The 26,867-nt window shown below is 44.0% G+C and carries 30 protein-coding genes; 17 read left to right on the top strand and 13 right to left on the bottom strand.

Features of this window, described 5'->3' with window-relative positions; all coding sequences use genetic code 11:
* The first annotated feature begins 88 nt into the window (after nucleotides 1-88).
* Nucleotides 89-775: a DUF5591 domain-containing protein gene (locus tag PBV53_RS00220; protein ID WP_270095203.1), complete on the top strand. Its 687-nt coding sequence runs from the start codon at nucleotides 89-91 to the stop codon at nucleotides 773-775.
* Nucleotides 776-844: 69 nt separating this feature from the next.
* Here the strand turns inward: PBV53_RS00220 and PBV53_RS00215 are convergent, their stop codons facing one another.
* From PBV53_RS00215 to cobD, 9 genes are all read right to left on the bottom strand, one after another.
* Nucleotides 845-1,576 carry an RAD55 family ATPase gene (locus PBV53_RS00215; protein ID WP_270095202.1) on the bottom strand — a complete coding sequence of 244 codons (732 nt, stop codon included), beginning with the start codon at nucleotides 1,574-1,576 and terminating at the stop codon, nucleotides 845-847.
* Between the two features lie 182 nt (nucleotides 1,577-1,758).
* The gene (locus tag PBV53_RS00210; RefSeq protein ID WP_270095201.1) at nucleotides 1,759-2,130 is read right to left on the bottom strand and encodes a hypothetical protein; all 372 of its coding nucleotides are present in this window, start codon (nucleotides 2,128-2,130) and stop codon (nucleotides 1,759-1,761) included.
* A 14-nt stretch (nucleotides 2,131-2,144) separates the two neighbouring features.
* Nucleotides 2,145-2,765, bottom strand: a complete 621-nt coding sequence (locus PBV53_RS00205; protein ID WP_270095200.1) for an NTP transferase domain-containing protein — start codon at nucleotides 2,763-2,765, stop codon at nucleotides 2,145-2,147.
* Nucleotides 2,750-3,565, bottom strand: a complete 816-nt coding sequence (gene cobS, locus PBV53_RS00200; protein WP_270095199.1) for an adenosylcobinamide-GDP ribazoletransferase — start codon at nucleotides 3,563-3,565, stop codon at nucleotides 2,750-2,752. The genes PBV53_RS00205 and cobS overlap by 16 nt, the downstream gene beginning before the upstream one ends.
* Nucleotides 3,562-4,149, bottom strand: coding sequence for an alpha-ribazole phosphatase CobZ (gene cobZ, locus PBV53_RS00195; protein ID WP_270095198.1), 588 nt, complete (start codon nucleotides 4,147-4,149; stop codon nucleotides 3,562-3,564). Before cobZ ends, cobS begins: the two co-directional genes overlap by 4 nt.
* Nucleotides 4,150-4,171: 22 nt before the next feature.
* Nucleotides 4,172-5,167: a cobalamin biosynthesis protein gene (locus tag PBV53_RS00190; RefSeq protein WP_270095197.1), complete on the bottom strand. Its 996-nt coding sequence runs from the start codon at nucleotides 5,165-5,167 to the stop codon at nucleotides 4,172-4,174.
* Nucleotides 5,164-6,660, bottom strand: a complete 1,497-nt coding sequence (locus tag PBV53_RS00185) for an aminotransferase class I/II-fold pyridoxal phosphate-dependent enzyme (protein ID WP_270095196.1) — start codon at nucleotides 6,658-6,660, stop codon at nucleotides 5,164-5,166. The genes PBV53_RS00190 and PBV53_RS00185 overlap by 4 nt, the downstream gene beginning before the upstream one ends.
* Before the next feature lie 165 nt (nucleotides 6,661-6,825).
* Nucleotides 6,826-7,440, bottom strand: coding sequence for an NTP transferase domain-containing protein (locus PBV53_RS00180; protein ID WP_270095195.1), 615 nt, complete (start codon nucleotides 7,438-7,440; stop codon nucleotides 6,826-6,828).
* Between the two features lie 71 nt (nucleotides 7,441-7,511).
* Nucleotides 7,512-9,008: a threonine-phosphate decarboxylase CobD gene (gene cobD / locus PBV53_RS00175; RefSeq protein WP_270095741.1), complete on the bottom strand. Its 1,497-nt coding sequence runs from the start codon at nucleotides 9,006-9,008 to the stop codon at nucleotides 7,512-7,514.
* 515 nt (nucleotides 9,009-9,523) lie between these two features.
* On the opposite strand from cobD, the gene pylS reads away from it, so the two are divergent.
* From pylS to mtbA, 5 genes are all read left to right on the top strand, one after another.
* Nucleotides 9,524-10,774, top strand: coding sequence for a pyrrolysine--tRNA(Pyl) ligase (gene pylS / locus PBV53_RS00170; RefSeq protein WP_270095194.1), 1,251 nt, complete (start codon nucleotides 9,524-9,526; stop codon nucleotides 10,772-10,774).
* A gap of 10 nt (nucleotides 10,775-10,784) precedes the next feature.
* The gene (pylB, locus tag PBV53_RS00165; RefSeq protein WP_270095193.1) at nucleotides 10,785-11,837 is read left to right on the top strand and encodes a methylornithine synthase PylB; all 1,053 of its coding nucleotides are present in this window, start codon (nucleotides 10,785-10,787) and stop codon (nucleotides 11,835-11,837) included.
* A 1-nt stretch (nucleotide 11,838) separates the two neighbouring features.
* Nucleotides 11,839-12,927 (top strand): 3-methylornithine--L-lysine ligase PylC, encoded by a 1,089-nt coding sequence (pylC, locus tag PBV53_RS00160; protein WP_270095192.1) that lies wholly within the window; start codon nucleotides 11,839-11,841, stop codon nucleotides 12,925-12,927.
* A 5-nt stretch (nucleotides 12,928-12,932) separates the two neighbouring features.
* A complete protein-coding gene (gene pylD, locus PBV53_RS00155; protein WP_270095191.1) occupies nucleotides 12,933-13,712 on the top strand; it encodes a 3-methylornithyl-N6-L-lysine dehydrogenase PylD in 780 nt (259 codons plus the stop codon).
* A 203-nt stretch (nucleotides 13,713-13,915) separates the two neighbouring features.
* The gene (gene mtbA, locus PBV53_RS00150) at nucleotides 13,916-14,950 is read left to right on the top strand and encodes a methylcobamide:CoM methyltransferase MtbA (protein WP_270095190.1); all 1,035 of its coding nucleotides are present in this window, start codon (nucleotides 13,916-13,918) and stop codon (nucleotides 14,948-14,950) included.
* A gap of 121 nt (nucleotides 14,951-15,071) precedes the next feature.
* Here the strand turns inward: mtbA and PBV53_RS00145 are convergent, their stop codons facing one another.
* Nucleotides 15,072-15,869 carry an undecaprenyl-diphosphate phosphatase gene (locus tag PBV53_RS00145; RefSeq protein ID WP_270095189.1) on the bottom strand — a complete coding sequence of 266 codons (798 nt, stop codon included), beginning with the start codon at nucleotides 15,867-15,869 and terminating at the stop codon, nucleotides 15,072-15,074.
* 157 nt (nucleotides 15,870-16,026) lie between these two features.
* Between PBV53_RS00145 and PBV53_RS00140 the strand changes: the two genes are divergently transcribed.
* The 7 genes from PBV53_RS00140 (at nucleotide 16,027) to PBV53_RS00110 (ending at nucleotide 20,252) form a co-directional block, all read left to right on the top strand.
* Nucleotides 16,027-16,416 (top strand): NifB/NifX family molybdenum-iron cluster-binding protein, encoded by a 390-nt coding sequence (locus PBV53_RS00140; RefSeq protein WP_309739598.1) that lies wholly within the window; start codon nucleotides 16,027-16,029, stop codon nucleotides 16,414-16,416.
* 17 nt (nucleotides 16,417-16,433) lie between these two features.
* Nucleotides 16,434-16,814, top strand: a complete 381-nt coding sequence (locus PBV53_RS00135) for a NifB/NifX family molybdenum-iron cluster-binding protein (protein WP_270095188.1) — start codon at nucleotides 16,434-16,436, stop codon at nucleotides 16,812-16,814.
* A gap of 6 nt (nucleotides 16,815-16,820) precedes the next feature.
* Complete coding sequence (locus PBV53_RS00130; protein WP_270095187.1) at nucleotides 16,821-17,666, top strand: ATP-binding protein; 846 nt, start codon at nucleotides 16,821-16,823, stop codon at nucleotides 17,664-17,666.
* Nucleotides 17,663-18,553: an ATP-binding protein gene (locus PBV53_RS00125; protein WP_270095186.1), complete on the top strand. Its 891-nt coding sequence runs from the start codon at nucleotides 17,663-17,665 to the stop codon at nucleotides 18,551-18,553. The genes PBV53_RS00130 and PBV53_RS00125 overlap by 4 nt, the downstream gene beginning before the upstream one ends.
* A 4-nt stretch (nucleotides 18,554-18,557) precedes the next feature.
* On the top strand, nucleotides 18,558-19,133 hold the full coding sequence (locus PBV53_RS00120; RefSeq protein ID WP_270095185.1) for a DUF1847 domain-containing protein: 576 nt from the start codon (nucleotides 18,558-18,560) through the stop codon (nucleotides 19,131-19,133).
* Nucleotides 19,133-19,789 (top strand): MBL fold metallo-hydrolase, encoded by a 657-nt coding sequence (locus PBV53_RS00115; RefSeq protein ID WP_270095184.1) that lies wholly within the window; start codon nucleotides 19,133-19,135, stop codon nucleotides 19,787-19,789. Before PBV53_RS00120 ends, PBV53_RS00115 begins: the two co-directional genes overlap by 1 nt.
* Before the next feature lie 82 nt (nucleotides 19,790-19,871).
* Nucleotides 19,872-20,252, top strand: a complete 381-nt coding sequence (locus tag PBV53_RS00110) for a NifB/NifX family molybdenum-iron cluster-binding protein (protein ID WP_270095183.1) — start codon at nucleotides 19,872-19,874, stop codon at nucleotides 20,250-20,252.
* A 5-nt stretch (nucleotides 20,253-20,257) separates the two neighbouring features.
* On the opposite strand, the gene PBV53_RS00105 is transcribed toward PBV53_RS00110, so the two are convergent.
* Nucleotides 20,258-21,694 carry an MBL fold metallo-hydrolase gene (locus tag PBV53_RS00105; protein WP_270095182.1) on the bottom strand — a complete coding sequence of 479 codons (1,437 nt, stop codon included), beginning with the start codon at nucleotides 21,692-21,694 and terminating at the stop codon, nucleotides 20,258-20,260.
* A 171-nt stretch (nucleotides 21,695-21,865) separates the two neighbouring features.
* On the opposite strand from PBV53_RS00105, the gene PBV53_RS00100 reads away from it, so the two are divergent.
* The 3 genes from PBV53_RS00100 to PBV53_RS00090 all read left to right on the top strand — a co-directional run bounded on the left by PBV53_RS00100 (nucleotide 21,866) and on the right by PBV53_RS00090 (nucleotide 24,580).
* Nucleotides 21,866-23,173, top strand: coding sequence for an MgtC/SapB family protein (locus PBV53_RS00100; RefSeq protein WP_270095181.1), 1,308 nt, complete (start codon nucleotides 21,866-21,868; stop codon nucleotides 23,171-23,173).
* A gap of 65 nt (nucleotides 23,174-23,238) precedes the next feature.
* Nucleotides 23,239-24,084 (top strand): NAD(+) diphosphatase, encoded by an 846-nt coding sequence (gene nudC / locus PBV53_RS00095; protein ID WP_270095180.1) that lies wholly within the window; start codon nucleotides 23,239-23,241, stop codon nucleotides 24,082-24,084.
* 58 nt (nucleotides 24,085-24,142) lie between these two features.
* Complete coding sequence (locus PBV53_RS00090) at nucleotides 24,143-24,580, top strand: metal-dependent transcriptional regulator (protein ID WP_270095179.1); 438 nt, start codon at nucleotides 24,143-24,145, stop codon at nucleotides 24,578-24,580.
* A 2-nt stretch (nucleotides 24,581-24,582) separates the two neighbouring features.
* Here the strand turns inward: PBV53_RS00090 and PBV53_RS00085 are convergent, their stop codons facing one another.
* Entirely contained in the window at nucleotides 24,583-25,227 is a 645-nt protein-coding gene (locus PBV53_RS00085) for a TfuA-related McrA-glycine thioamidation protein (RefSeq protein WP_270095178.1), read from the bottom strand.
* A 4-nt stretch (nucleotides 25,228-25,231) separates the two neighbouring features.
* Nucleotides 25,232-26,512: a YcaO-related McrA-glycine thioamidation protein gene (locus tag PBV53_RS00080; protein WP_270095177.1), complete on the bottom strand. Its 1,281-nt coding sequence runs from the start codon at nucleotides 26,510-26,512 to the stop codon at nucleotides 25,232-25,234.
* A 167-nt stretch (nucleotides 26,513-26,679) separates the two neighbouring features.
* Between PBV53_RS00080 and PBV53_RS00075 the strand changes: the two genes are divergently transcribed.
* On the top strand, nucleotides 26,680-26,829 hold the full coding sequence (locus PBV53_RS00075) for a hypothetical protein (RefSeq protein WP_270095176.1): 150 nt from the start codon (nucleotides 26,680-26,682) through the stop codon (nucleotides 26,827-26,829).
* Nucleotides 26,830-26,867 lie beyond the last annotated feature (38 nt).

Here is a 26,867-nt window from a genome sequence, read left to right as displayed (position 1 = left end):
AGAACTTAGAGAGTACTTTTGTATAGTTTATACAAAACCATAACATTCACGTAGTTAATTATATATATAGTTTATTAGAATCCATCACATGTTGAAAACTATAATCCCTGAAGATGAACGCTCCAATGAGCCCCTTGATACCGAACGCCTGATATATCACCCGGACATGATACGTGCCAATGAATGGGTATTATCAGAATATAAGCCACCGACAAGGGATTTTTGTATATTTGTCCCATGTGCAATGAGAAAACCATACCATACCAGTCCGTCACACAAAATGTATGACCGCATAATTTTTGGCATTCTCGAACAGGAAGATGCACATGTGGTCGTTTTCGGGACCTGCGGGATAACACCCCGAGAGATCGATACAGAATATCCATTCACAGACTACAAGTTCATGATGGGAAAATGCAATGTGGCAAAGATAAAACGAGATTTTATAAAGATGGAAAGCGAGAGGCTTGCAAGATATCTCGAAAAAACACGTGATAACTACAAGCACAGGGTAGCCTACTGCATAGGAGACTTCAGAACAGCAATGGAAAAAGCTGTTGAGATGACAAATATAGAAGTCTCGATCATTCCTAAAAAAGAAACAATGGAAGAACTTGCCAACCCTGACAAGCGTTTCGTCTATGGCAGCCTGAGCCAGCAACAGTACCTTCAGGATTTTTCAGATTCCATCACAGAAAAAATGAACATCGACGCACGCACTGTTGGCGTTCACGAAGACCTGTCCACCAATGATATGGACTGGTACCTTTTGTAAAGCAGATCAATTATCAAAAAAAGTTTAAAATCAGGTACCTTAAAAGGTACCTTCTTGTTCTGTAAAATATTATTTCTCGAGGTATGGAGACTGTGGAAGTACTGCCATTCCGCTGTCGGAAATGTTGAGCACCCTTACTTCATTGATAGTGCCTGAACCCCTTAGCTTCATAACATAGACAGTGCGCTGCAAGTTACTTCCAATAATCTCACGACCGAGCTTGATAACAGAATCAGCACCATACTCGACCATCTCATCAAGACCGAACATTGAGCCTACTGTGACAAGGGCAGTGACCTCGCGTTTCCTGAAGACACCAAAGACATCATCGATCAATGTGCGAAGCTTATAATTGGACTCGATAGCAAGGAACATTGCCTCAACGGAATCGATAAAGACCCTATCAGGTTTTATCTCCTCAAGTTTGCTCTCAATAAGCTTCTTGAAGCTCTTGATAAGTTCCGTAGGAGCGATCTCCACACTTTTCTGAAGACGAAGACTTGGATCTGTAATATCTACAAATACAAGTTTTCCATCCTTTACCAGACCATCAAGATCCCATCCGAAAGAAGATTGCATTTCACGTACAAGAGACTTTGACTCTTCAGAGGTGATGATACACATCGTAGTTTCGCCCTTGTTGAGACCTTCCATCAGGAACTGAGTGCCGAAAATGGTTTTGCCGGTACCGGATTTTCCAGAAACTACATTAGCAGTCCCTTTGAAAAAACCACCTTTCAACATCTCATCCAGCCCACGAATTCCCGTACTGACCCTTTCTTGAATTACTTCATCAGCCATATTTACACCTGATAGTTATATTAGATTATGTTGAATATTTTTAAAAGAATTATGAGAACCATACAGCAATGAAAAGATGCACCCCTATCGATCGAACATCTTAGAAACAACTGTATTGAAACATCAATATGTCTTGTTATGATATAAAAAATGATTTATGCCATGTAAAAAATGATGGGAACTTAGCCCTCCACAACTTCTGCCTCCCCTTCCTGTAGAACCTCAAGGAAAATATCCCTGAACAACAATTTCTCGACCGTCCTCGCAACATATCCTCGATGCTGGTGTTTCTGTATATCCTCATTAAGACGAAGATCAGAATCCACCTGAATACGTATCAGACATAATCTGAATCCTTCAGCATCCTTTAGTTCAAAGGAATAAAAACGATCCAATAAATAAGGAAGTATATATGGATCATCTATAGCTTCACAAAGAAGCAATTGCTCCTCAGATATCTCAGTAACATCCGCATCTAGGGACAGATCACCTGTTATCAATCGGAGACTTTTCAAAGAATATTTCTTATTATCAATCGTTGTATACTCGACCATATGACCCCGCCTGATCAGTTAGAGAACAAATTCTTCATAAGGAGATCTTCACACCGCTTCATATCATCTATCGTATTGATGTTCAATGCGACCTCAGGATCATCCAACATATAATTGTGATATTCCTGCTCCTCGTTAATGAATTTCCCATCAAGGATATTGATGCCTGCAGGCACAATAAGATTCCCCTCCCAATTAAATACGGTATCAGGCCTGATACCAACTTTCTTGCAAAGGGAGATTGGAACGAAAACAGACATCGAAGAACTATCACAATCCTGATAGGCCTCAATGATGGAATCAATTAATTTCGGGGTCACCATTGGAAGATCAGACATGATTATCATAACAGGTTCCCTGATATTAGAGCTCTCCACCGCATATACCATGTCACCCACGTAATTGTCACCATTGGTTTTGATCGCCTGTATGTGATCCCCATATTTTTCATTCACAAGTTCTTCGGTAGCAGGGGTTGAGGGAGAGACCGCTACAAATATGCGATCAATGTAAGAGGACCTCTCAAGCGAATCGATCACATAACTTATGAGAGGCTTGCCTAGAAGCTCGACACAGGGTTTTTCACCCATACCGAGCCGAAGTCCCTGCCCACCAGCCATTATAACGGCGTCCAAAAGAGACCCCCGTAACCATTATTGACCGCAGTGATAGCAACTGTAAGCACCATCAATACGATAATCCTTGCAATTTCATTCGAAGTACCGATACAATCCCCATTTACACCTTTGAAATGGCGGTTGGATATGTTCAGTATTACAAAAGCTGTAACGATCGCAGAGATATAACCTATGATACCAAGGGTTCCAAATGCCAGCACACATGCCAATGCACCAAGCACAAAGGATACAGCATATCTTGGAAATGTAGTGTTATTGATTATCATGGAACCAAGACCTTCATGGATAGGCTTGCCGAACGCAGCCACGGTCAGCATAGCCTGTTTTGCGCCGATCTCAGCTATAAGAAGAGAGATGGGAACGAGGAGTGCAGCATTGTCCGAGAAGAACAGGGCTTCTGCCTGCAGGGAAGATATCGAGGCATACAAGGCGATCAATGCCAAAACCGTATAACTGACTCCCCCGATACCAAGAGACAGGTCCTTAAGGGCATTGACCTTCTTTTCCAAAGAACCATGTGCTGTTGCGCCATCGCCAAAATCACCCAGACCATCAAGGTGGTTCAATCCTGTAATATAATAGATGAACACCATTATCAGTACCGCACTTATGGTCGAAGGGAGATAGGATTCAGTCAAATATGCAAAAATCCCGATCATGGCCCCAAGGACAATGCCTGCAAAGGTCTGGAGATAACTGCGCTTTACAAGTTCATCGAGCCCTTCCATGGACATACCCACAGGTATTGTGGAAAGAAAACCAAAGCTTGTCCTGAGGGCAAGTAAAAATCCGCTCATCCTGCTATCACACCACTATTCTCGAGATTCTTCTTTGGCTTCCTTTCATTTACAGCTGCTTCTGCCATGCCCCTTGTGTACATGCTAGCAGAAACACCACCGATAAGGCCTCCAATGACATCATCCATGAAAGGCCCCAGTTTTGAAAGGATACCAGGTTTTTGTTTGTCGAACCTCACAAACTCGAAAATACCCTTATCCCCACTGATATATTTAGCAATGCTCATTCCAATGACCTCATCGGCAATGATGAACGTCAGGTCCTTCTCATAGGAACTTCTGCTTATATTCGGAAGTTTGCCTTTTTCGCCCTCCTTCTCCAGCAATATGCCGGAATATATCAGAAGACACAGGTTAGCATCGGAGATAGCGATATCCAGTTCCCTCCTGAAGCGTTCCTCTGCAATCTCACGGGTCTCAAGCCCGGGATGAGGAGCATAAAGCTCAAGAGCAGTATCAACAAGCATATCCACGGTGATACCTTCTTCTTCCAGTATTTCGATGATATTATGAGTAATATCGCCTTCCAATTCCTTTGGTTGGTCTTTTTTGAGATCCTGAGAGTCTATATCTGACAATTTCATAATTATCACTTACAAGGTTCGATTATAGATAGTTGATTAAATTCGATATTATATAGATTAAAGCTACAAATATTATTACAACAAGTATTGAAGACATACCGATAACTTCTGCTGCCTTTTTAATATCTTCTGCCTTTGGCAATGAGAGGCCCTTGCCTATAACATAGGTATTGGGTTTCTCAAGCCGGACACCAAGAGCCCCTGCAATTGCAGCCATTGGATAACCGGAATTAGGAGAAGGCGTTGTCATACAGTCTGTTGATGCACACCTGAACGCCCCAATATGGTCCAGTCCTTTGCTCTTTAGAAGAACACTTGAAAGGAAAGAACCTGCCATGATGAACACCACACATATACGTGCAGGTATCCAGTTAAGCACATCATCGGTCTTTGCTGAGAAATAACCAATGTCCCTGTACTTCTCATTCATGTAGCCCACCATTGAATCAAGCGTACTTACCGCTTTGAATATATAAGCACCTATAAGGCCGTAAGGGCCGAATATCACATAGTAGAACAACGGACTCAATATCCCGTCAACGAAGTTCTCGGAGCAGGTCTCAATGACAGAAGAGGACACTTGGCTTTCGGTTAATTGTGAAGTATCCCTGCTCACATACATTGAGAGCTTTTTACGTGCAGATACAAGATCACCCTTTTCCAGTTCACCATAGACCTCCATTGCAGCTTCCAGTAATCTGCGAATGGCGAACGTGGATTTAAGGAAATAGGCCTCGATGAGAAGCACTACGAATTCCGGAATGAACGATAGATTTGCGATAAGAAGCACAACATAAGCTATAGAAGCTGCAAATAAGATGACAATGAGAGCAAATACCACACCATATGCTTTTTTATGTGTGGCTGGCACTTTTTTCTTGAAGAATCCGATAAGATTGCCTATCCAGACCACCGGATGCAATGCTGTAGGTGGCTCACCTATCAACAGATCAAAACCTGTTGCCAGAAGGAGCACGAATATCAGATGCCCCGCATCAGGCAGGAAAGGTTCGATCATAAACGAGGCTCCAGCACCTTATCCCACGCTTTTTTCAATTTACGGTCCATATCCCCATCCTCTGAAAGCACATCGAGAAGCTCTTTTACAACATCCTTTTCATGAACAAGGACGCAATCCTCACAGCTCCAGACCTGACCACCACTGGAGCGGTCGACCCACTTACCTCCCGTACGTTCATCCTCACATCTATAGAATGGACAGAAGCATAAGGTGCAGTCCTGGTCCTCACAACTGTGACATGGGTAATAAGGGCAATCAAGATTCCCACCACAAGGAGAAGCATCCCCACTTTCAAGCATTGAAACAAGATCAGCCTTCGCATCCTCTCTTGCTTTTTCAACAACTACATTTCCTATTGCCTGTGAAAGTATGTCAGTCTCCTCCTTGGGACGGACAGCGATCCTTATAAAATCCGTACCCATGGACGGGAAAGAACTGCAATCCCTAATAAGCACCCCATGTGCAGCCAGACGCTGTGAGAGTTCAACAGAATCGAGAGAGGAAGCACTGATATCAACGAGGATATAGTTCACGGTGCTTGGAAGCGGTTTGAACTTGCGTATCCTTGAGATGCGCTCAGTAAGATAATTGCGGTCATTTACAATGGCCTTGCGTGATGCCACAAGATACGGACTGTTGCAACCACCTTCCATGTTAAGCATTGCTATTCCGATTTCCTCGGGAATGGAACCCAGGTTCCACGAAAGTCTTGCAGTGTTCAATGCATTTGCAATTGTCTTTGAAGCCACGCCGAACCCGAGACGAACACCCGGTATGGCAAAATCTTTAGTAAGAGAGCGAAGAATGAAAAGATGATCGTTATCTATCACAGTATCAGTGATCGTTTGTGAAGGATCGTCAGCAAGTTCGATGAAGGCTTCATCGACGAACAGGAGAGTGTTATTGCTAACACATCTTTTTGCCAGTGACAGAATATCCTCTCTTTTATGGAGCTTACCGGTAGGGTTGTTCGGATTACATACGAAAAGGATCTTTGCACTCCCAAGCACATCATCGGAGAGATCAAAGATATCATCCTGACCTATGTAACGAACGTCGGCACCTGCTACGTTGCATTGTTGCTCATATTCCGTGAACGTAGGGTGAGGTATCAGTACAATATCGCCCTGATCAACTATTGACTCTGCCACAAGCCTGATGATCTCACAGGAACCATTACCCGGAACTATGTTCTCGACAGACAGCCCGTTGTCCAGAAAACGAACAGCAGCCTTTCTAAATTCAAAATAACGGTTATCAGGATATTGCCCAAATCGCTCCATGGCATGCTCTAGCAAGCTGTCAAGGTCAAGCCCGCCTAAAGGATGGTCGAAGGGACTTCCGAGGGGGTTAAGGCTGGCGCTCAGTTCCAGCATCTCCGATGCCGGGATGCCATACTTGCCAGCCATTTCACGAATAAGCCCACCATGTGAAGGACAGGCCAATTCTATAATGTTTTCTTTTAGAGGGAGTTCTTTTTCTTGTGACACGCTGATCTAATAATGTAAAGAACCGAAAATATATTAAGTTATTCAATTTAGCTTTCTTTAAGGAAATACATAATTGAATAAAAACCAATGCTGCGAACATAAAAAGGCAACATTATAAATAAAATAATAAAAAAAAGAAAAGCAGGTTGGTTTGATTCGATCCCTTTATACCATTCTGGCCAATAGCATTTCCTCACACTTTGCCAGTTCAACGACCGAGTCCACATTGATCGCAACTTCAGGAATAGTGGTCAGATGATCGAAATCCACCTGCTCTTCCTCTATCTTAGCAGAATCAAGGACATTTATCCCCACCGGGATCAGCATTTCGCCGTTCTTGTTGAACACTGTACCCGGCCGCAACCCCAGCTCCCGGAAAAGCCCAATAGGAGCATAAACGGACATTGCCGGAATGGAACGTTCCTCATAGCTTTCAACTATGGTATCAATATGTCCTGATTCGACCAGAGGGAGGTCGGGCATCAATATCATGACAGGACCGGTGCTGCCAGCATCTTTGACAGCATTTACCATATCCCCAACATAATTATCACCAGAAGTACGGAGAATGAGAACATCATCCCCATAGCGATCCCTGACACACGATTCGGTTTCAGGAGAATATGGAGAGGTCTGAACGAAAACACGTTCGATGTGTTCTGCACCAAGAAGCGAGTCAAGAAGATAGCTGATAAGTGGCCTGTCGATAAGCATCACACATGCTTTTTCCTCCACACCAAGCCTCTGGGCAAGACCGCCTGCCATAATAATAGCATCCATTTTAGTCCTCCAAAATCAAAAATATGAGACCGACATCTAAAGATATCGGCGCTTAGAACACTACAAACACATCAGAGATGAGGCACTACTACCTTTTCCCAAGATACTTTTAGGTTATCCTCGGTATCGCTGTCACTCATGAGAATCTGGAGAACTTCCTGAACAACTTCAGGTTTGTGTAATATTATGCACTTCTCACAGCTCCAGACTTCACTCCCGGTAGTACTTTCAATCCAGCAACCCCCTGTTTTAGGGTTTTCACAAGGGTAGAAAGGACAGAAACAGAACGTACAATCCTGACCGCTGAAATGACAGGGGTAATATTCACATGTATTCCTGCAGGCAGGCAGGCCAGTCCCGGCACACTCTATGGTCTTTTTCAGGCGTTCCTCGGCATAATCCTTGCCAGCCTCGGTAAGGACATCACCTATGGCCTGTATGAGACGGTCGGTCTCCCCCCTTGTGCGGACCGCGATCCTGATGTAATCATTGTCAAGCAGGTAGAAGGAACTGCAATCCCTTACAAGGATACCATGGGAAGCAAGACGGGAGGTCAGCTCCTGGGAATCCATAAGAAGTTCCCTTATATCCACAAAAACATAATTAACAGTACTTGGAAGCGGTTCGAACCCATAGATACCAGAGAGGCGCTCTGTCAGATATTCCCGCTCTTCTGCGATCATTTCACGGGAAGCCACGAAATATTTGCTGTAGCATCCACCCTCCATGTTCAGCAAAGCAGTACCCACAACATCAGGCACTGAGCCCAGGTTCCACGATAGCCTGGCAGTATTGAGTGCTTTTGCCATCTCCAGGGATGCAACACCGAACCCCAAACGAATACCGGGGATAGCGAAGTTCTTGGTAAGGGAACGAAGGACAAATAAATGGTTATTAGTGGCTGCCACGTCCGCGACGCTCTGGGACGGGTCAGCAAGTTCACTGAACGCCTCATCGACGAACAATAGGGTGGAGTTCATCTCACACCTTTTGGCAAGTTCAAGGATGGAATCCCTTGAAAGTAGTTTGCCAGTAGGATTATTTGGATTGCATACGAAAAGGATCTTTACTTCCTTTAGTGCCTCATCGGTAATATCCATCAAGCCTTCATGCTCAAAATAACGGATACTGGCACCCATTATCCTGCACTGCTGCTCATATTCATCGAAAGTTGGCTGCGGAATACCTACAACATCACCGCTATTGATCATGCATTCTGCAACAAGACGGATGGTCTCACATGAGCCATTACCAGGTATGATGTTATCAGCGCTTATCCCATCGCCCAGAAAACCGGCTGCAGCTTCCCTGTAGTCGAGATAGCGGTTGTCAGGATAATTGTACATCCCGTCCCTTGCACTGATAAAAAGTGCCTTGAGGTCAAGACCGTATTCGGAATGTTCGAACGGGCTGCCATACGGATTGAGGCTTGCGCTCATATCGATAATATCAGATTCAGCGATCCCGTATTCCTGCGAAGCCTTGCGGACAAGACCGCCATGGGATGCAGGCACAAGACCGATTATGTGCTTTTTGAGGGGTAAATTGATTTTTTTGTCCACATTCATCGCCACGCTTTATCGTGCAAAGATAGGAAGAAAACATATATTAAGTTATGTAAAGTTTACTTTAGGAGAGATGTCAGACAAATTACTGAACAGCACAAGAATATACAAAAACGAGATTAATAGGCACATTGGTCAGTAATTACCTTTCAATATATGATCATCACCATAAATGATTCATAGGCAATATTACAAGATGTCGTATAGATTAGCCCGAAATTCTTAAATATAGACCGCATCTATCAAAGATACTACAAACGTGGTGGCACATGTATTACCCTATACAAAGTGCTTGCCATTATGTCAGGAAAGCCGATGTTCCCATAACTACATGGAGACTTGATCATGTAGATCGAACGGACTCTAAATCCGTTCAGCCGGGTTAGATTCCCGGAGTTTCCGCCAAATGGACATGGCTTTCCATTAGGACATTATATTTTATTTATGATGATGGACACCCATCAATTTTTAAAAGGAAGATAATAGAATGAAGTGTTTCGCAATAGGAGCCTAGAACTATGGAAAAGCAATTACTGGACGTTCTAGTAGAGCTCAACGGAGTATGGCTATCGCGAAGCGGGTTGCTTCATGGAATAAGGAACTTTGAGATAACCACTAAACATATTCACATTGAGACCGACTGTGGTGCAAGGTTCACTGTGAGAAATTCCAGGTCAAGCCGTTCTGCAAGATCATTAAGGCATAACAAATATCGCAAACCCTGCAAACGCTGTCGTCCGGCAGATGAGCAGATAGACCGTTTTGTTAAGAAGACCTTTAAAGAGAAAAGGCAGGCTGTCAGCGTATTCTCCAGTCCGAAGAAACAGGTCCCAAAAAAGCCAAAAGCGGCTGTCATTAGATCCGTTTCCATTTCTACACCCAGCCCTAAGGAGGCAAGTGTGTCAAACTCAATACCAACTCCTTCTACAAGTGTTATAAAAGATGAAGTGAAAGTACCAGAGGTTAAGTACACCCCTTCACAGATCGAGAGACTGAAGACCCTGATGTCCCCTGATGACAAGATACCCATCCAGGGCGAGTTGCCTGAGTTCAAGGTGCTCGAGAAAGAACTGATACAGAGGCGACGTGACGACCTTAAGAAGATGTACGAAGAAGACAGGGAAGACCGTCTTGGCAAACTTGAGAGGACGATAACCGAATTCTTCGTGGACAGGGGATATCTGGAGATAAAATCACCCATAATGATACCTTTCGAATATATCGAAAGGATGGGGATAGACAAGGATGACCACCTCCACAAGCAGATATTCCGCATTGATGAGAACATGTGCCTGCGACCTATGCTGGCACCATGCCTTTACAATTACCTGCGCAAGCTTGACAAAGTGCTTCCGGACCCCATAAGGATATTCGAGATAGGACCATGCTACCGCAAAGAATCGGATGGTAGCAGCCATCTTGAAGAGTTTACCATGGTGAACTTCTGCCAGATGGGATCAGGATGTACAAGAGAGAACCTTGAAGGCCTCATAGATGAGTTCCTTGAGCATCTTGGAATAGAATATGAGATCGAAGCTGACAACTGCATGACATATGGAGATACCATTGACATCATGCATGGTGACCTTGAGCTGTCATCTGCAGTGGTAGGACCGAACCCGCTTGACAGAGAATGGGGCGTGAATAAACCGTGGATAGGTGCCGGATTCGGTCTTGAAAGACTGCTAAAGGTCAGGCACAATTACACGAACATACGCCGTGCAGGCCGTTCTGAACTATACTACAACGGAATCAATACGAATCTATGAGGTGAACATCTTGTTTGAGAAAATGGACCAAAATGATCTGGAAGACTATGCTGAGCAGATAATTTCCGGATCTGAGATTTCCGATGAGAACCTCAGGGAAATGCTGCAGATAAGCGATCCTTCTGAAATAGAAAAACTGCATTATGTGGCACGCCATATACGGGATAATTTCTTTGGGAACAAAGTGTTCATGTACAGTTTCGTGTACTTTTCCACACACTGCAAGAACAATTGCGCTTTCTGTTATTACAACCGTGAAAATGACATCGAGAGGTATCGCCTGACACTTGAGGACATAAAGAAGATATGCCAGGTCCTCAAGACAGAAGAGATACACATGGTTGACCTCACCATGGGAGAGGACCCCTATTTCCATAACAATCCTGAACGTCTGGTAGAACTTGTCAGAACAGTGAAGGAAGAAGTAGGAAAACCAATAATGGTATCCCCGGGAGTTGTTGATAATGAGACCCTTATGCTGTTGAAGGAGAACGGGGCAGACTTCCTTGCACTATACCAGGAGACCTATGATAAGGACCTTTTTGGAAAGCTGAGGGTGGAACAATCCTTTGAAGAGAGGATCAACTCCAGGAACCATGCAAAGAAGATAGGTTATTGCGTTGAGGACGGCATCCTGACAGCAGTGGAACCGGATATAGAATCCACACTGGTCTCACTGAGAGGACTTGGAACATCCAATCCCGACATGGTGAGGGTCATGACATTCCTGCCTCAAAAGGGAACACCCCTGGAAGGAAAGGATGTTGAGGGAAGTGAAGCAGAGCTCAAGATAATCTCAATACTTCGATTGATGTATCCAAATCTGCTCATTCCGGCATCTTTAGACCTTGAAGGTATTGACGGAATGGTGCACAGACTAAACTCCGGTGCAAATGTGGTCACCTCTATAATATCATCCAATTCAGCCATTGAAGGCGTTGTGAACTATGACAGAGAACATGCCGAGAGGGACAGAGATGTTAAGAGCGTCATAAAACGGCTTAAGACGATGGGAATGGAACCTGCCGAACAAAGCGATTTTGAGAAGTTGTTGGGGCAATAGGGTGACGACAGTATGTCTTATAGGGGGGAAACTTCAGGGCTTCGAAGTGACCTATCTTGCAAAGAAAGCGGGGATGAGAGTTGTTCTGATAGACAGGAACAAGAAGCCCCTTATTTGGAATGTTGTTGATGAGCTGCTATGCTTTGACATAACCCAGGAGCCGGACAGGTTCATCGAAGTATCAAAGAATGTCGATGCCATTATTCCGGTAAATGAGAACCTTGATACACTGAACTTTATAAGGGACATCAGCAGCCAACTTGATTGTCCTGTTCTTTTTGATTTTGATGCGTACCATATCAGTATGGATAAGAAGCGCTCAAAGGAATATTTTGTTTCCATCGACATACCGACCCCTGGCGACAGACCTTCGCAACCACCCTATTTTGTGAAACCACCCTGCGAGAGCAGCAGTATTGGCACACGTATAATCTATGATGATAGCGAACTTGCCTATGTCGGACCGGATATGCTTGTTGAGGAATACCTTGAAGGCGATGTTATCTCCCTTGAGATAATCGGGGACGGCAAACATTTTGCAGTGGTGAAGGAAACGAAAGTCCATATAGATGATACTTATGACTGCCACAGGATAACCCCGGTAGAGCATGATCCGAAGTTCAGGGAAATATCATACAAACTTGCCCAAGGGCTCAACCTTAAGGGTATCATGGATGTGGAAGCCATTGATTCTAAAAAAGGATTGAAGGTCCTTGAGATAGATGCACGATTCCCAAGCCAGACGCCTACGGCGGTCTACCATTCAAGTGGTGTGAACCTTGTAGAATTACTTATGCAGGCTTTCACCGAAGGCGTGAAAGAGATCGAAAAGGCGTCTGAGAAAGGATATTGTATATTCGAACATCTGAAATGGGACAGTCCGGGATTGACACCTGTGGGAGAACACATACTTTCCATGGGCGATCGATACGAACTATTCCATGAGGAAGAGAACCTTGAAATATTCCATTCAAGTGGAAAGAACGATGTGTTCACACTTATCTCAAGGGGCAAGGACAAGGAAAGTACAGAAGAGGTTCGCAGCAGAGGCATGATGCGGATCGATGATCATTTTAATGGGGAGTGGTGAGCTTTATGGCATTATTAACACCTGAGGATCTGGAAGATCTTTTGAACAAACTTAGGCAGAGCAATGAAACGATCAAGGCATCTACCGGAAAAGGCATAACAGAGATCTGTGAAGATGTCTATGGCACACGCCCAGCCTCGCAAAAGGTTGCAATAGTGCCCATAACAGCAGGCAATGGGGTAATAGGCAATTTTTCTTCATCGCTGCTCGCAATAACCGAATATTTCGGACTTGAAGGCTATATTACAGAACATCCCGACATAACCGGGTATCATCAGGCAGTTTCCGATGGTGCGGACATACTTCTAATGGCGGATGACCACATGTTCATCGCCCACAACCTGAAAAGCAGAAAGATAGCGGCCAACCATATATGTACAGGTGTGATCTATTCCGAGATAGCCTCAAGGTTCATACACGCAGGATCAAAGGATGTGCTGGTAATCGGTCTTGGTCGTGTAGGGTATGCCGGTACCGAACATCTGGTGAAGAAAGGGTTCAATGTGTATGCTTATGACCCGAACACCGAATTCATGGAAAAGGCAATTGAAGAGCTTGGGGTTAACGCTTATGATAGTGCAGACCCTAAGAAGTTCTCCATGGTCTTTGAGGCCACCCCTAACGCCAATACGATATCAGAAGGAATGATCGCAGAAAGATGCCTTGTATCGACTCCGGGAATACCCTGCGCGCTTCCACCCGAACTCGCTGAGAACGGTGATATAGACCTGGTCATGGAACCACTGGTCATAGGTGCCGCAGCAATGCTCTATTCAGTGTTCTGAAAAAGAGAAGAATATTTCACGTTCACAAACAGGAAGAAAGCTTGCAAAAAATTCAAAGAAACGTTGACATGACAAAACCACAAAACTTGTCTAATGCGACTATTGCAAGCGTTTTTCCCAAATAAAAAGGTATATATATGCTAAGTACATAGCGTAATTACCTTTTTAGTGATTATAAAGGATTGATATATAGGAGAATTTAAATGACTGAATACACACCAAAGACAAGATTAGCAGCTGTACTTAATCAGACCGAGAAAGTTGACAGGATGCCAGCTGTCTGTGTTACACAGACCGGTACCGTAGACCTGATGGAAGCATCCGGCATATTCTGGCCAGAAGCAAACTACGATGCAAAGATGCTTGCAGGACTCGCAGCAGCTGCACACACCGAAATCGGATTCGAAGCTATCCGCGTTCCATTCGACATCACCGCAGAAGCTGAGTTCTTCGGCTGTGGCATCAAGGAAGGTACAAAGGTACAGCAGCCATCCGTCATCAACCACGTTGTAAACAGCCTTGATGACCTCAAGCAATTCGAAGGCTATGACATCAATGATTCATCAAAGAGAACCTCAATTATCCTCGAGTCCATCAAGATCGTCGCTGAGAAATATGGAGCTGAACTTCCAATCATCGGCAGTATGATCGGTCCTTTCTCCCTTGCACAGCACATCACCGGCGACTCCTGGTTCATGGACATCATGACAAAGGAAGAGTACGGTCTTGCGATCATGGAGTTCACAACCGAGTTCGGAATCGCATACGCAAATGCACAGGTCGACAACGGTGCAGACACATTGTCCATCATCGACCCAACAGCAAGCTACTCACTCATTGGCGGCGAATTCTACAAGAAATTCGTTGTACCATTCCATGCAAAGCTCGTTGAAGCAATGCACGCACGCAATGTTCCTGTAGTTCTCCACGTCTGTGGCGACACAACCGAAGGTCTTGCTATCATGGAGCTCGCAGGCATAGACGCGATCAGTGTTGACCAGAACGTAAACGCTGCAACCGCTGTATCAAAGGTAGAGAAAACACTCATTGTCGGTAACCTCGACCCAGTAAACTGTCTCTGGAACACAGATGTTGAGACAGTCACAGCAGAGTCCAAGAGAGTACTTAAGGAACTCGACGGCAAGGGACTTCTCGCACCTGGATGTGGTATTGTAAGCCAGACCCCAACCGCACACCTTCGTGCAATGGTCGAAGTCGCAAAGAGCTACAAATACTAATCATATCATATTCTGAAAAGTAGAGAAGTGGACTTAATAAGTCCAATTCTTTTTCTTTTCTTTCTTTTTTTAGACGGTCAAAACTTGTTTAACCCTGAGCTTTGCTTTTGGAAGGCCGGCATTAAAGGAACATGGCCAGAACACTTAGAATACCAAGCCCGATGCAAAAATAAGAGAAATCTACTTTCTTCGCAACTTTCAGGAAAAGGTCGATGGTGACCAGACCGAAAGCAAAAGCGAAGAACAGAGCTACAAAAGAGTAGACATCCAGTTCTACCATATCCATCAGTCCAACTCCTATCTCTGCCACAAGGACAGCAGGGATGCTCATGAGAAAGCTCAACCTTATGGCATCCGCAGCATCGAATTTACGCAGCAATAGTGCGGACATCGTGACACCCGATCTACTGATCCCAGGTATTGCTGCAAATCCCTGTGAAATCCCCGCGACAAGAGAATCGGACATACCAGGAATTCTGGCAAGGGATACGTCCTTTGAGATCGTCCTCTGTAGAAGACCCGTAAATATCAACATTATACCGATCACAGCTGTTGCAGAGCCACCGGACATCTCAGCCTTGTCGGTGACGAACAATAACAAAGGAAGTCCCACGATCCCCGTCAGTATCGTGGAGATAAGGAGAAAACTGATGATAGGGTCATGAGGCTCTTTTTTAGAGAAGCTACGAACATAATCAGGTATTCCGGAAAGGAGCTTTTTCACATCATCTCTGAAATAAACAGTGGCTGCAAGCAATGTTCCCAGATGAAGCCAGATAGAGATAGGAATGGCTTCAGAAAGGGAACGGTCAAAGAAAGTGACCATAACAAGCGAGGTCATGCCTTCACTACTTATTGGAAGCCATTCTGCCAGACCCTGTACAATGCCAAGTATGATAGCTTCGGAGAGGGATAACATGAGAAGTAAACATACTTCATCTGTATAAATAATATCCGCTGTTTGAAAAAAGAAGAGTTTTTTGTGCCCATTGAGAATTAATATATAAGTGTTTTCCAATAAGATTAAATAATTTCTCACTTATGTGCATAATACATTAGGATAAAAGTGGTGAGAAATTATCAAAATATGCATAACATCCAGAGGAACTGACCTTTTCAGCCAGTGTGACCCTCGTTTTGGCAGATGTCCTTATTTTGTCATTGTAGATGATGATACCATGACCTTTGAAGCTCTTGAGAACCCGGGACCCTTAGCAGATGGGGGTGCAGGCATAAAGGCTGCACAGGCATTGACCACCCTTGGCATTGATGCCCTTCTCACAGGAAATATGGGACCAAACGCATTATCAGTGCTAAATGCAGCCGGGATCAAAGTATTTACAGGCATTAATGGCGCAGTTGAGGAAACGGTTTCACAATATAGGCAAGGACAGCTGGATCTTATTGAAGATGCCACCACTTCTGCTCACACAGGATCAAGACCGGAACTTCCCGGACCAAAATAAAATAAGAGGTAATTAAAATGAAAGTATGTGTACCTTCAGCAAATAATGGCGGATTAGAAGATCTCGTAGGTCAGCACTTCGGAATGGTTCCGACATATACAGTACTGGATATCGAAAATAACTCAGTAGAGATATTAGAGAACACAAGCGAGCATAATGGTGGTGTAGGATTACCACCAGAACTTCTCTCAAAAGCAGGCGTGAACATAATGCTTTGCGGAGGTCTTGGACAAAAGGCCGTGAACATGTTCTGCGAATATGGGATCGATGTTTTTGTCGGTGCACAGGGAACTGTGGAGACAGCCATCAATGACTGGAAAGAAGGAAATCTTGTCAGCCCGACCAGCGAAAATGTCTGTCAGGGTCATGGACATGACGAAGACCATCACCAACACTGAAATAGTATGAAAATAGCTATCGCAAGTGGAAAAGGCGGCACCGGTAAAACCACCGTTGCCGTAAACCTTGCACTTTCAATACCTGATGCACAGCTGATCGACTGCGATGTCGAAGAACCTAATTGCAATCTATTTTTGAACAAAGAGTTGGAGCACATCGCTGAATCAATTATCACTGCTCCGAATATAGATGAAGAACTTTGCACACACTGCGGAAAATGTTCCGAAATGTGCCGTTTCAATGCAATTGCGACACTACCAGAAAAAGTGCTTCTGTTCCCAACTCTCTGCCACAGCTGTGGAGGGTGTATTCTAGCTTGCCCGGAAAATGCCATTTCCGGAAAGGAAAAGATTACAGGCATCATCAACAGATCCTCCAATAAGAAAGATCACCCCATGCTCTATGAAGGAGTACTAAATATTGGAGAAAGCATGGCATCCCCGGTCATAACTGAACTAAAGAGAAGCATTGAACCGGGAATTCCAACAATAATCGATTCCCCACCTGGAACTGGGTGCCCTGTTATGACCACATTAGAAGATACGGATCACTGTATACTCGTAACAGAACCAACTCCATTTGGATTACATGACCTGAAACTTGCAGTGAAAATGGTAAAAATTATGAATATACCATTCGGAGTCATCATAAACCGAAGTGAACAAGAAAATTGTATCATAGATGAATATTGCAATCAGGAAAACATTGAGGTCCTAATGAGAATACCCCTCAATAAACGCATTGCAGAACTATATTCAGATGGAATTCCCTTTGTCGAGGAAATGCCTGAGTGGAAAGAAAGATTCACTAATTTATTTGAGAGAATAGTCAACAAAAAGGAGCTGGCATGAAGGAACTCGTAGTTATCAGTGGAAAAGGTGGAACCGGTAAAACCACAATAACAGCTTCATTTGCAGCAATGGCACAAAATGCAGTGATAGCTGACTGTGATGTCGATGCACCGAACCTTCATCTTGTTCTAAGACCAAGGATTGTAGAAACGAACCCTTTCTATGGCATGGATAAAGCAGAAATATGCCTTGACAGATGTATCAAATGTTACAGATGTCAAACTGCCTGCAAATTTAATGCTATCGATGATGACCTGATCGTAAATCAACATAAATGTGAAGGCTGCGGAGTATGTGAATATGTTTGCAACTCCAGTGCTATAAATATGATCAAAAGCCGATCAGGCGATGTTCATTCATCCATCACTGACCATGGAACAATGGTCCACGCAGAACTGGAGATCGGGGAAGAAGCAAGCGGAAAACTTGTAAGTGCTGTCAAAGAACGTACACGTTCGATAGCACTGGAAAATAAAGCCGAACTTATAATAACGGACGGTCCGCCGGGTACAGGTTGCCCTGTACTTGCAACGATAACAGGAGCAGACCTTGCATTGATCGTGACCGAACCCAGCTTATCGGGAATGCATGATCTCGAAAGGGTCTTGCAGGTTACAGAACACTTCGACATTCCTTCCATTGTCTGCATCAACAAGTATGATATCAATGAGAAGAACGCAGGGAAAATAGAAGAGTTCTGTAATGAAAGAGGGGTAGAGGTTGTAGGAAAGCTTCCTTATGACCCATCACCCAATATGGCAATGAGGGAAGAGACAACCGTTGTTGAATACAGGAAGAATGTTCTTTCAGAAGGGGTCAAAGCATTATGGGAACGTGTCGTTTCAGAGCTTGATCAGAAAGAAGTAACACTGCTTCCAACGAGATGATAAAATGAAATGTGCTGATTGTGACAGTAAGGATTGTTACCAGGGAAAGAATTGCGCCCCCAGGGACATTCTTGCAGATTATGAAAACGAAGACTTGGAGATCATGAAAGTTGCTTCAGGAATAGAAGCAAAATACTACATGCAGAAAACAAGGCTTGAAGAGATCCTCCTTTTTACAAAAGAACTTGGATATGAAAAAATCGGAGTTGCTTTTTGTATAGGTCTTGAAAAGGAAGCTAAGTCATTCTGTGAGATAATGGAGAAACATCTTACAGTGGAATCTGTTTGTTGTAAGGTCTGTGGTGTGGAGAAAGATACCTATGATCTGGATAAGATACGGGAAGAAAGCATAGAGATAGCCTGCAACCCTATAGCCCAGGCAAATGTGCTGAACCGTGCAGGGACACAACTGAACATCATAATTGGCCTGTGTCTTGGTCACGACATACTTTTCAACAAGTACAGTGAAGCACCTGTTACAACATTCATCGTCAAGGACAGGGTACTTGCACACAACCCCGCAGGAGCCCTTTATTCAAACTATTATATGAAGAACGTGTTTAAAATGGGGAAGCAATAATGGAGATAACTGTTGTCTATGACAACAATGCCGGAAGAGGATTGGGAAAAGGCTGGGGATTTTCCTGTTCCATCGAGACCGATGAACAGAAGATCTTGTTCGATACCGGCTGGGATGGCGGGCTTTTGTTAGAGAACATGGCAGCTCTTGGAATTGATATAAAAGAATACGATATTCTGCTATTATCTCATCAGCATTGGGACCATATCGGAGGATTACCAACCGTTCTGAATGCGAATCCCAATATAGAAGTATACGCATTGGCATCGTTCTCTAAAAAGCTCAAGAACGAGATACAAAAGCGTGCAAAACTCAATGAGATAAACGGAATGTGCAAGATCGCAGAAGGAGTATATTCCACCGGCGAACTTGGAGACAGTATCAAGGAACAGGCACTATTGCTGGATACTGACAAAGGCGTCTATATCATAAGCGGCTGTGCGCATCCCGGCTTACCAGCGATAATAGAGGTTGCATCTTCAATTGGAAATGTTCGTGGCATCATCGGAGGATTACACGACTGCCAGGATATTGAAGCGATGCAGGATCTCGAACTCATAGGTGCAGGACACTGCACATCGAACATTGATGCCATTAAAGAAAAGTATAAGAAAAGTTATGTTCATATTGAAGCAGGTTATCGTATAACCATCTGAATGATGCCTATATATTAAAGAAGCGGAGCAGTGGTGAGGTATATCAATTAGGTTTTCCATATTGATATGAAGAGTTGAAAATATGAAAGTTGCCATACCATCTTCAGAGACCGGGGGATTAGAGGACTACGTTGAACTTCATTTTGGAAAAGCTCCTACATATACCATATATGATACAGAGACCGAAACTGTCGAGATAATCAAGAATACAAGTGTGCATATGGGTGGAAAAGGCATACCTCCCGAACTGCTAAAAGATGCAGGAGTGGATATTGTCCTCTGTTCAGGTGTCGGACAGAAGATCGTTGACCTTCTTGACAAGAACGGGATAGAGATATTCGTGGGTGCTGATGAAACTGTGAAAGAGGCCATCACTTCGTGGAAAGCGGGAAAGCTCTACAAGCCAAAGACCATAAATCTTGAAAAGGAACGTGGCCTTGGACTTACAAAGCATCAATTGTGACTTTTTTATTTTATTTTATTTATTTTATCCCGATCACCTGAAACTGCCCAGGGGAGGGAACACATAATACATTCAGGACCATAACCTGCAGCATTATAACCGGTCATTCCACCAGCTACATTGTAGACATCACTAAATCCATTCTGCTGTAAGATACTGGCACCCATACTTGAACGCTGCCCACTTCCACAGATAACAACGGTCTTTGTATCGGGATCAAGGTTTTTGTGGGAATTCCGCAGTTCAGGAACAGGGATATTGATGGAGTTCTGTATATGACCTTCCCGGTGTTCTGCTTCCGACCTTACATCTATCAGTACCAGTTCTTCACCACTGGAGAGAAGATCATGGAGCTCTTCAGCTGAAAGCTGGCAAACATGTTGTGTCGAAAGGCCTGCCAGGGACCATGCGGCCATTCCACCTTCGAGGAAATATCCAATCCTGTCAAGTCCTACCCTGTGAAGCCACAGGGATGCTTTGCGAACCTGATCCGGAGAATCAACCACCAACATAATGGTCCTGTCCTCAGGCAAAAGCCAGCCCGAAAATGTTGCAAAATTGCTGTTAATATCAATACTGTATGCACCCGGAACATGTCGGCCACCAAATGCTTCATAGCACCTGGCATCAAGAACCATATTTTCAGTATCTTCACTCATCTTTTTGAACTCAAGAGGAGGTAACGCTTCAGCAGATGCAAGCTGTGAAAGAAGAACGGGACCCGTAGCATTCACTTTACTACACCGTTTAAAATTATCTGGTGCAGGAAGCATCTCATTGGTCAAGGATGAAATGAATTCGGCCTTTTCACCGATGTTGAGAGCATGATTATAAAGGCGTTCATAACCGATGGTAGAACTTCTTTTTGCAGCCATTGCCCTGCCACAGAGAGAACCTGTACCATGTGCAGGATATACCTCACAAAAGTCAGGGAGGCAGAGAAGTTTGTCATGAAGACTATCATAGAGTTCTGATGCCAGTTCTTCAGCTTTTCCAGGGAACAGATCAGGTCTGCCCACATCCCCAACAAAAAGAGTGTCACCGCAAAAAACACATACTGGCTCAACTCCCCTTGCACGATCGGTCACCACATAGGAAACGTGTTCAGGGGTGTGACCGGGAGTTTCCATTACTCTAATGGACATATCCTCTATCTCGAATATATCGCCTTCTGAAACACCCACTGCATCGAATTCACAATTCGCAGAACCGGGAACAAAAATGTTCGCACCTGTCCCTTTCATCAGGTCCATATGCCCGGAGATGAAATCCGCATGAAGATGTGTTTCCAGTATGTGGGTTATTTTCCATCCCATATCAGAGGCCATATCGAGATATACGTCGACATCCCGGGACGGATCGATCACTGCACAGAATTTATCGCCACCAAGCAAATAAGAACTGTGCGCTATTCCTTTTACGAATACCTGCTGAACTATCAAATTATAACCCCACTTTTCCCTTTGAGATTTATAAGAATTAAAATTGGGAACAAGTAACCAATGTTAAAAAATAATATAAAGGTTCATGAGATATATATTACTACTATACAGGAAAGCATATAGTAGAATATAGATGCCTGCTCTTTCGGAAAACTGATAATATGAATATTTATGAAGAGGGTCGTAACAGTGTTGGCATTTGATCTGGGCATAGACCCGATACTGTATGATTTTCTCACAAAGGTCGTACTGTCCTTAATGATAGGCATCCTTATAGGAATCGAGCGTGAACACCACCGTCAGGATCAGGAAGTGTTTGCAGGAGTACGTACTTTCGCAATAGTATGTATCTGTGGCATGCTTGCGACATTTGTAGCCCAACTGATAGATATAATGATCCTCCAGATAACTACTGCACTCATTGCAGTTTCTTGTTTTTTCCTTATATACAGAGTATATATGATCAGTGGTAAACTGGGGATGACAAGTTCCATCGCCCTTTTTCTGACCTACCTTCTGGGAGTGCTCGTTGCAATGGGACATTATCTCTTTGCCATAATTATAGGGGTCATAATAACGTTCCTACTTATTGAAAAGAAGCCTTTGCATTCTTTTGCCGAACATCTTACAGATGATGAGATACTCAATGGTGTTCAGTTCCTCGCAGTTGCTTTTATACTATACCCGCTCATGCCGGAAGAGCCTATAATGGGTGTACTGAACCTTAAATCCGCCATACTCATTGTGGTACTTGTGATGTTCATAGGATTCATCAGCTATGTATCGCTCAAGAGGTTCGGTACTAAAGGCGGGATGTCCTATTCAGGTCTTTTTGGAGGATTTATCAGCAGCGAAGCCACCACTGCTGCACTAGCTGCAATGTCGAAGAACCAGTCCAGCCTTATCCATGCCCTTTACATCGGCATCCTCATGTCAAACATATCAATGATAATCAGTAACACCCTTATTGCATTGATAGTCGATCCCACCGGAAGAACAATGCTGGCAATGATCCCCCCACAGCTCGCAATGCTTGTTATTGTTCTTATGATCATAGCAATACGAAGGAAGAGCTATGATCTAATGACAGAACCACTGGAGATAGGTTCACCCTTCGCATTGAAACCTGCCTTCAAGTTCGGTGCCCTTTTCTCCATCCTTCTGGTGATCACAAGCCTTGCAGGAGAGTTCGCAGGAAGTACAGGTATCTACATTACAGCTCTTGGAGGACTTGTAAGCAGTTCCGCTGTTGTGGCATCCGTTGCAGCATTGGCTTTTACAGGCAATGTTCCCTATACTGTGGCTGCCCAGACCGCTGTGATGGCAGGGATCATCAGCACCCTTAATAAAATAATGATTATAAAGATGTCAGGTTCAAAGGAACTTTATTACCATTCAAGGAATACCTTTGTCCTTATAGCAATAGTTGGAACGGTCGTACTCTACCTCTGGAGCTACTTCGATCTTGCAGGTCTTTAAGGAGCTTTAACCGAAAGGCTATGGTCCAGAGACCGAACTTCTATGAGAAATACAGGTGTGAAACTATGAAACCATATTATAATCCTTCTTTTGCTACCGAAGAACTCGAATTCCACGGAATGGAAGATAATCCAGAAAGTAAAGCCCTATATTTCCCGGTACGAAGCCGGAAGGTGCTGGTCGAGAACGGTATCGATGCTGAAGAGTATTTTAAGTACATCCCTGAAAGAAGTGTTCTTGAGAGTACAGAGATCATCTACATCGGAACGCTTGGTGACATACCCTGCCATTGTTTTGAAATACCGGAAGAAGCAGAGTTCGAGGATATGGAATTCCTTGAACTGAATGATCTGTATGGTATCGTCGATGAAGAGATGCTTGGCATTACTTCAAGAGCGGTACAGATGGCAGATTTCTACCGCACACACCAATACTGCGGGCTCTGTGGGAATTACACACATTATGTGCCCAAAGAAACAGGGATGCAATGTGGCAGTTGTGCACATATCGCATATCCAAGGATAAGTCCTGCTATTGTGGTCCTTATAGAAAAGGAAGAGCAATTGCTCATGGCAAGGTCACATCATTTCAAGGAAGGTATGTACGGCCTTGTTGCAGGATTTGTGGAAGCCGGAGAGACCATAGAACACGCAGTACACAGGGAGGTCAAAGAAGAGGTTGGTGTATCCATAAAGGAACTTTCATATTTTGGGAGCCAGCCCTGGCCATTTCCTTCTTCTTTGATGATAGGATTCACCGCGACCTATAAAAGCGGAGATATAGAGATAGATGCCAATGAGATAGAGGATGCAAAATGGTTTCCCATAGATAAGATCCCCACACCCCCTTCCAAGAAAAGCATTACGGGATCACTCATCGAACTGTTCATTGAAAAGCATGGTCCAAAATGAGAATGGGTATTTTTGGTATGTACGCAAATTTTAAATAAACAGGGGATCAATCAGGTCTATGGAGAACATAACAGGGCTTGAGCTATCTCCGAAAAAGATAGAGTACCTGAAATTCCTGCTTGAGAAAGGCGATAATGTGCGCACCACGGATATTTCCAGACACATGAAAGTAGATCCCTCAACGACAACGAAAGCTATCAATGAACTGGATTCCACAGGATATGTGAAACATATACCTTACAGAGGTGTCAGCCTTACTGAGAAAGGGAAGAAATACACACATTTCATTCTGAGAAGACACCGTATTTTAAGCCTTATGTTAAACCATTACGGATTTACACCGGAAGAATCCTGTAAAGAGGTTGCACGTTTTGAAGGTTTTGTATCAAAGGATGCCATTGATGCGATCTGCAATTCAATGGGACATCCAACTTTCGGGGTTTGTGGCAGGATAGAACATGATGGTTGCGAACTTGACCATGAAGACCACGCATGAGCTTACTTTTTCATAAGCTCTTTTATCTTTTCAAGAACGAGTATAGCATCAGCTCTTTTGACATCGGTCTCGTTGTTCAGACAATAATTTAATAACGGCTCTTTTTCGGAAAGTATACCTTTATCAACAGCTGTTTTTATAATACCAAGATAACTTCTGAGAGGATAGTGTAGCTCCATTGCTATATTAAGCAGGGAGAGACGGATACTCTCATCGATGACACCTTCATCGTATGCTGCCTGTAAGGTCTCCCTGATGTTAACAAGGGGAACAGATACAGGTTCAAAGGTTTCGGGATTTGTGGTTACAGCCACCTCATCGTCAGATTCGAGAACACCGTCACGATACCATTCATATATCTTGCCGACACCGATCATCCCATGCACATCAAGTTCGGATGCACGGAGTGCACCCATGCTGCAACCACCTACTACGGCGATGCCTTTCTTCATTGCATGGAGGATCTCTTTGTGTGCAACAGCGGCCCTATCGAAGAACATGCCATCTATAATGCCTATGATATCATAGCCCTGGGACACGACCTTTTCCATATCACCCCTTGCCACAGGAGGCAGATAGACAGCATCAAGTATGGCTTTTGCATCTTCATGGCAGATACTTGTACCTGCAAATACCACTGCTCTCATGGGATCACTTGTTACGCCCGAACTTTCTCTTCCAGGGCTTTTCAGATGAAGCCAGGGACTTGCGACCTTGTCTTAAACGTTTACCCACACGTTCGCGGTCAAGGGTATATTGTTCGAATCCGGGAATGATGACCCTCACCACAGGAACACCGATACTTTCACGGGACAGGTCCACCACTATTGCGCTGTCTGTAACTTTACGTAGCTCATTGAGGACCACATCAATGTTCTCAGCAGGAGTTGATGCGGAAATATCATTTATCTGGTCGATCGTTATGGACTCACCTTCGTCATACCAGAACCGGTTCATCCTTTTCATGCGGTCATATCCGATCTGCCTCACAAATGATTCCCTGTCAGTATCCTCACGTGCGCCGTGTATCTGTACGACCCTTGATTGTGCAGCTTCTGTAATTGCCCTTCGTACAGCGATCTCCGGCTTGAGATGGGAGCCTGCACCCATGACAAGCAATGCGGCATCTTTCAGTTCAAGGTCATCGGTAGCCGCTACGATGGTGGTGATAGCGGTATCATGTCCCAGATACCATAATTTTATCTGCACGCCGGTATCTTCGAACTTCTTTACGAGCTCATAGTTGATACCGTCATTTTCAGTAAGAACGAGTTCCTTGCCCGGATTCCTGTTAAACTCAGATATGCTCAGAGCATCACGTTCTATCACTTCAAGCAAGCCGTGGAGAATGGCCTCCTCGATAACGTTACCGGAAGCAAGTCCATTGGTATTGCTTCGGAAAAGTTTTGCTGACATTCCCGGTGAATCGTATGGGTGATGGACAGCATTTGAGGGAACATAGATCTCCTTCTCCTGCAACATATCCCAGCCTTTGATCCATTCGACCAGTTTATCGGAGGCTATCGGTTCAAAGAGAAGTAAAGAATCTACGTCCAGTAGCTCATGCCCTTCACTTGCTTTATCTGAGCTCTCGATAAATTCATCGGCTGCGATCTCTTCATCGATATCCGCATTTACACTTACACGTTCAGCAAGACATCTTTCGAAGCTTTCCATCATGGCCGAGATCCTTGCCTGTGCCTCTGAAGCTCCTTTGCCGGAATAGATGGATATCGCACCATCGGCTGCGGAAGGTCTTATGGCTGAAAAAACAGGTATCCCGATACGATCAAGCTCGGTTATGCTTGCGATCCTGGTTACACCTATTCTTTTAAGATGAGGTTGAGTATTCTCAAGAGTAGCCCCCTCATCGAGAACGCGCTGCGTACCTTCTATATATTGCAATGATCTATCGATCATGATGTGACACATGGTAAGGTGACTCTTTTGTAACATTATATTCCTTACGACAATAACAACACAAAAACTCCCATATAAATAGAAAAATATAAATAAGATTAACTCGTTGTTAAGAGTTCGGCTCTGCTAGGCAGGCCAAATTCTATAACTACAATTGAAGAGACAGGAGGAATTAAATTATGAGAAATATCATGAAAATAGATGATATATCTGCCAGAAATGGAGAAGACAGGTACTTTGCGGTTGTAAGTGGCCAGACCACTGAAAGACTGGATGCTGATGAGCGGGAACTTTGCAATTTCATGCTCGGTGGATTTCTATCTAAATAAATAAGCTGCAAAACCTATTTTTAGCAATCTTGCGTATG

The sequence above is a fragment of the Methanococcoides alaskense genome (assembly GCF_027594145.1).
GTDB lineage: Archaea > Halobacteriota > Methanosarcinia > Methanosarcinales > Methanosarcinaceae > Methanococcoides > Methanococcoides alaskense.
This window is presented reverse-complemented; position numbering and strand designations above follow the sequence as displayed.

Coding starts and splice junctions, on each gene's coding strand:
- PBV53_RS00220 (WP_270095203.1), top strand. CDS start 89: ATGTTGAAAACTATAATCCCTGAAGATGAACGCTCCAATGAGCCCCTT.
- PBV53_RS00215 (WP_270095202.1), bottom strand. CDS start 1,576: ATGGCTGATGAAGTAATTCAAGAAAGGGTCAGTACGGGAATTCGTGGG.
- PBV53_RS00210 (WP_270095201.1), bottom strand. CDS start 2,130: ATGGTCGAGTATACAACGATTGATAATAAGAAATATTCTTTGAAAAGT.
- cobS (WP_270095199.1), bottom strand. CDS start 3,565: ATGAGCGGATTTTTACTTGCCCTCAGGACAAGCTTTGGTTTTCTTTCC.
- cobZ (WP_270095198.1), bottom strand. CDS start 4,149: ATGAAATTGTCAGATATAGACTCTCAGGATCTCAAAAAAGACCAACCA.
- PBV53_RS00190 (WP_270095197.1), bottom strand. CDS start 5,167: ATGATCGAACCTTTCCTGCCTGATGCGGGGCATCTGATATTCGTGCTC.
- PBV53_RS00180 (WP_270095195.1), bottom strand. CDS start 7,440: ATGGATGCTATTATTATGGCAGGCGGTCTTGCCCAGAGGCTTGGTGTG.
- cobD (WP_270095741.1), bottom strand. CDS start 9,008: ATGAATGTGGACAAAAAAATCAATTTACCCCTCAAAAAGCACATAATC.
- pylS (WP_270095194.1), top strand. CDS start 9,524: ATGGAAAAGCAATTACTGGACGTTCTAGTAGAGCTCAACGGAGTATGG.
- pylD (WP_270095191.1), top strand. CDS start 12,933: ATGGCATTATTAACACCTGAGGATCTGGAAGATCTTTTGAACAAACTT.
- mtbA (WP_270095190.1), top strand. CDS start 13,916: ATGACTGAATACACACCAAAGACAAGATTAGCAGCTGTACTTAATCAG.
- PBV53_RS00145 (WP_270095189.1), bottom strand. CDS start 15,869: ATGTTATCCCTCTCCGAAGCTATCATACTTGGCATTGTACAGGGTCTG.
- PBV53_RS00135 (WP_270095188.1), top strand. CDS start 16,434: ATGAAAGTATGTGTACCTTCAGCAAATAATGGCGGATTAGAAGATCTC.
- PBV53_RS00130 (WP_270095187.1), top strand. CDS start 16,821: ATGAAAATAGCTATCGCAAGTGGAAAAGGCGGCACCGGTAAAACCACC.
- PBV53_RS00125 (WP_270095186.1), top strand. CDS start 17,663: ATGAAGGAACTCGTAGTTATCAGTGGAAAAGGTGGAACCGGTAAAACC.
- PBV53_RS00120 (WP_270095185.1), top strand. CDS start 18,558: ATGAAATGTGCTGATTGTGACAGTAAGGATTGTTACCAGGGAAAGAAT.
- PBV53_RS00115 (WP_270095184.1), top strand. CDS start 19,133: ATGGAGATAACTGTTGTCTATGACAACAATGCCGGAAGAGGATTGGGA.
- PBV53_RS00110 (WP_270095183.1), top strand. CDS start 19,872: ATGAAAGTTGCCATACCATCTTCAGAGACCGGGGGATTAGAGGACTAC.
- PBV53_RS00100 (WP_270095181.1), top strand. CDS start 21,866: ATGAAGAGGGTCGTAACAGTGTTGGCATTTGATCTGGGCATAGACCCG.
- nudC (WP_270095180.1), top strand. CDS start 23,239: ATGAAACCATATTATAATCCTTCTTTTGCTACCGAAGAACTCGAATTC.
- PBV53_RS00090 (WP_270095179.1), top strand. CDS start 24,143: ATGGAGAACATAACAGGGCTTGAGCTATCTCCGAAAAAGATAGAGTAC.
- PBV53_RS00085 (WP_270095178.1), bottom strand. CDS start 25,227: ATGAGAGCAGTGGTATTTGCAGGTACAAGTATCTGCCATGAAGATGCA.
- PBV53_RS00080 (WP_270095177.1), bottom strand. CDS start 26,512: ATGTGTCACATCATGATCGATAGATCATTGCAATATATAGAAGGTACG.
- PBV53_RS00075 (WP_270095176.1), top strand. CDS start 26,680: ATGAGAAATATCATGAAAATAGATGATATATCTGCCAGAAATGGAGAA.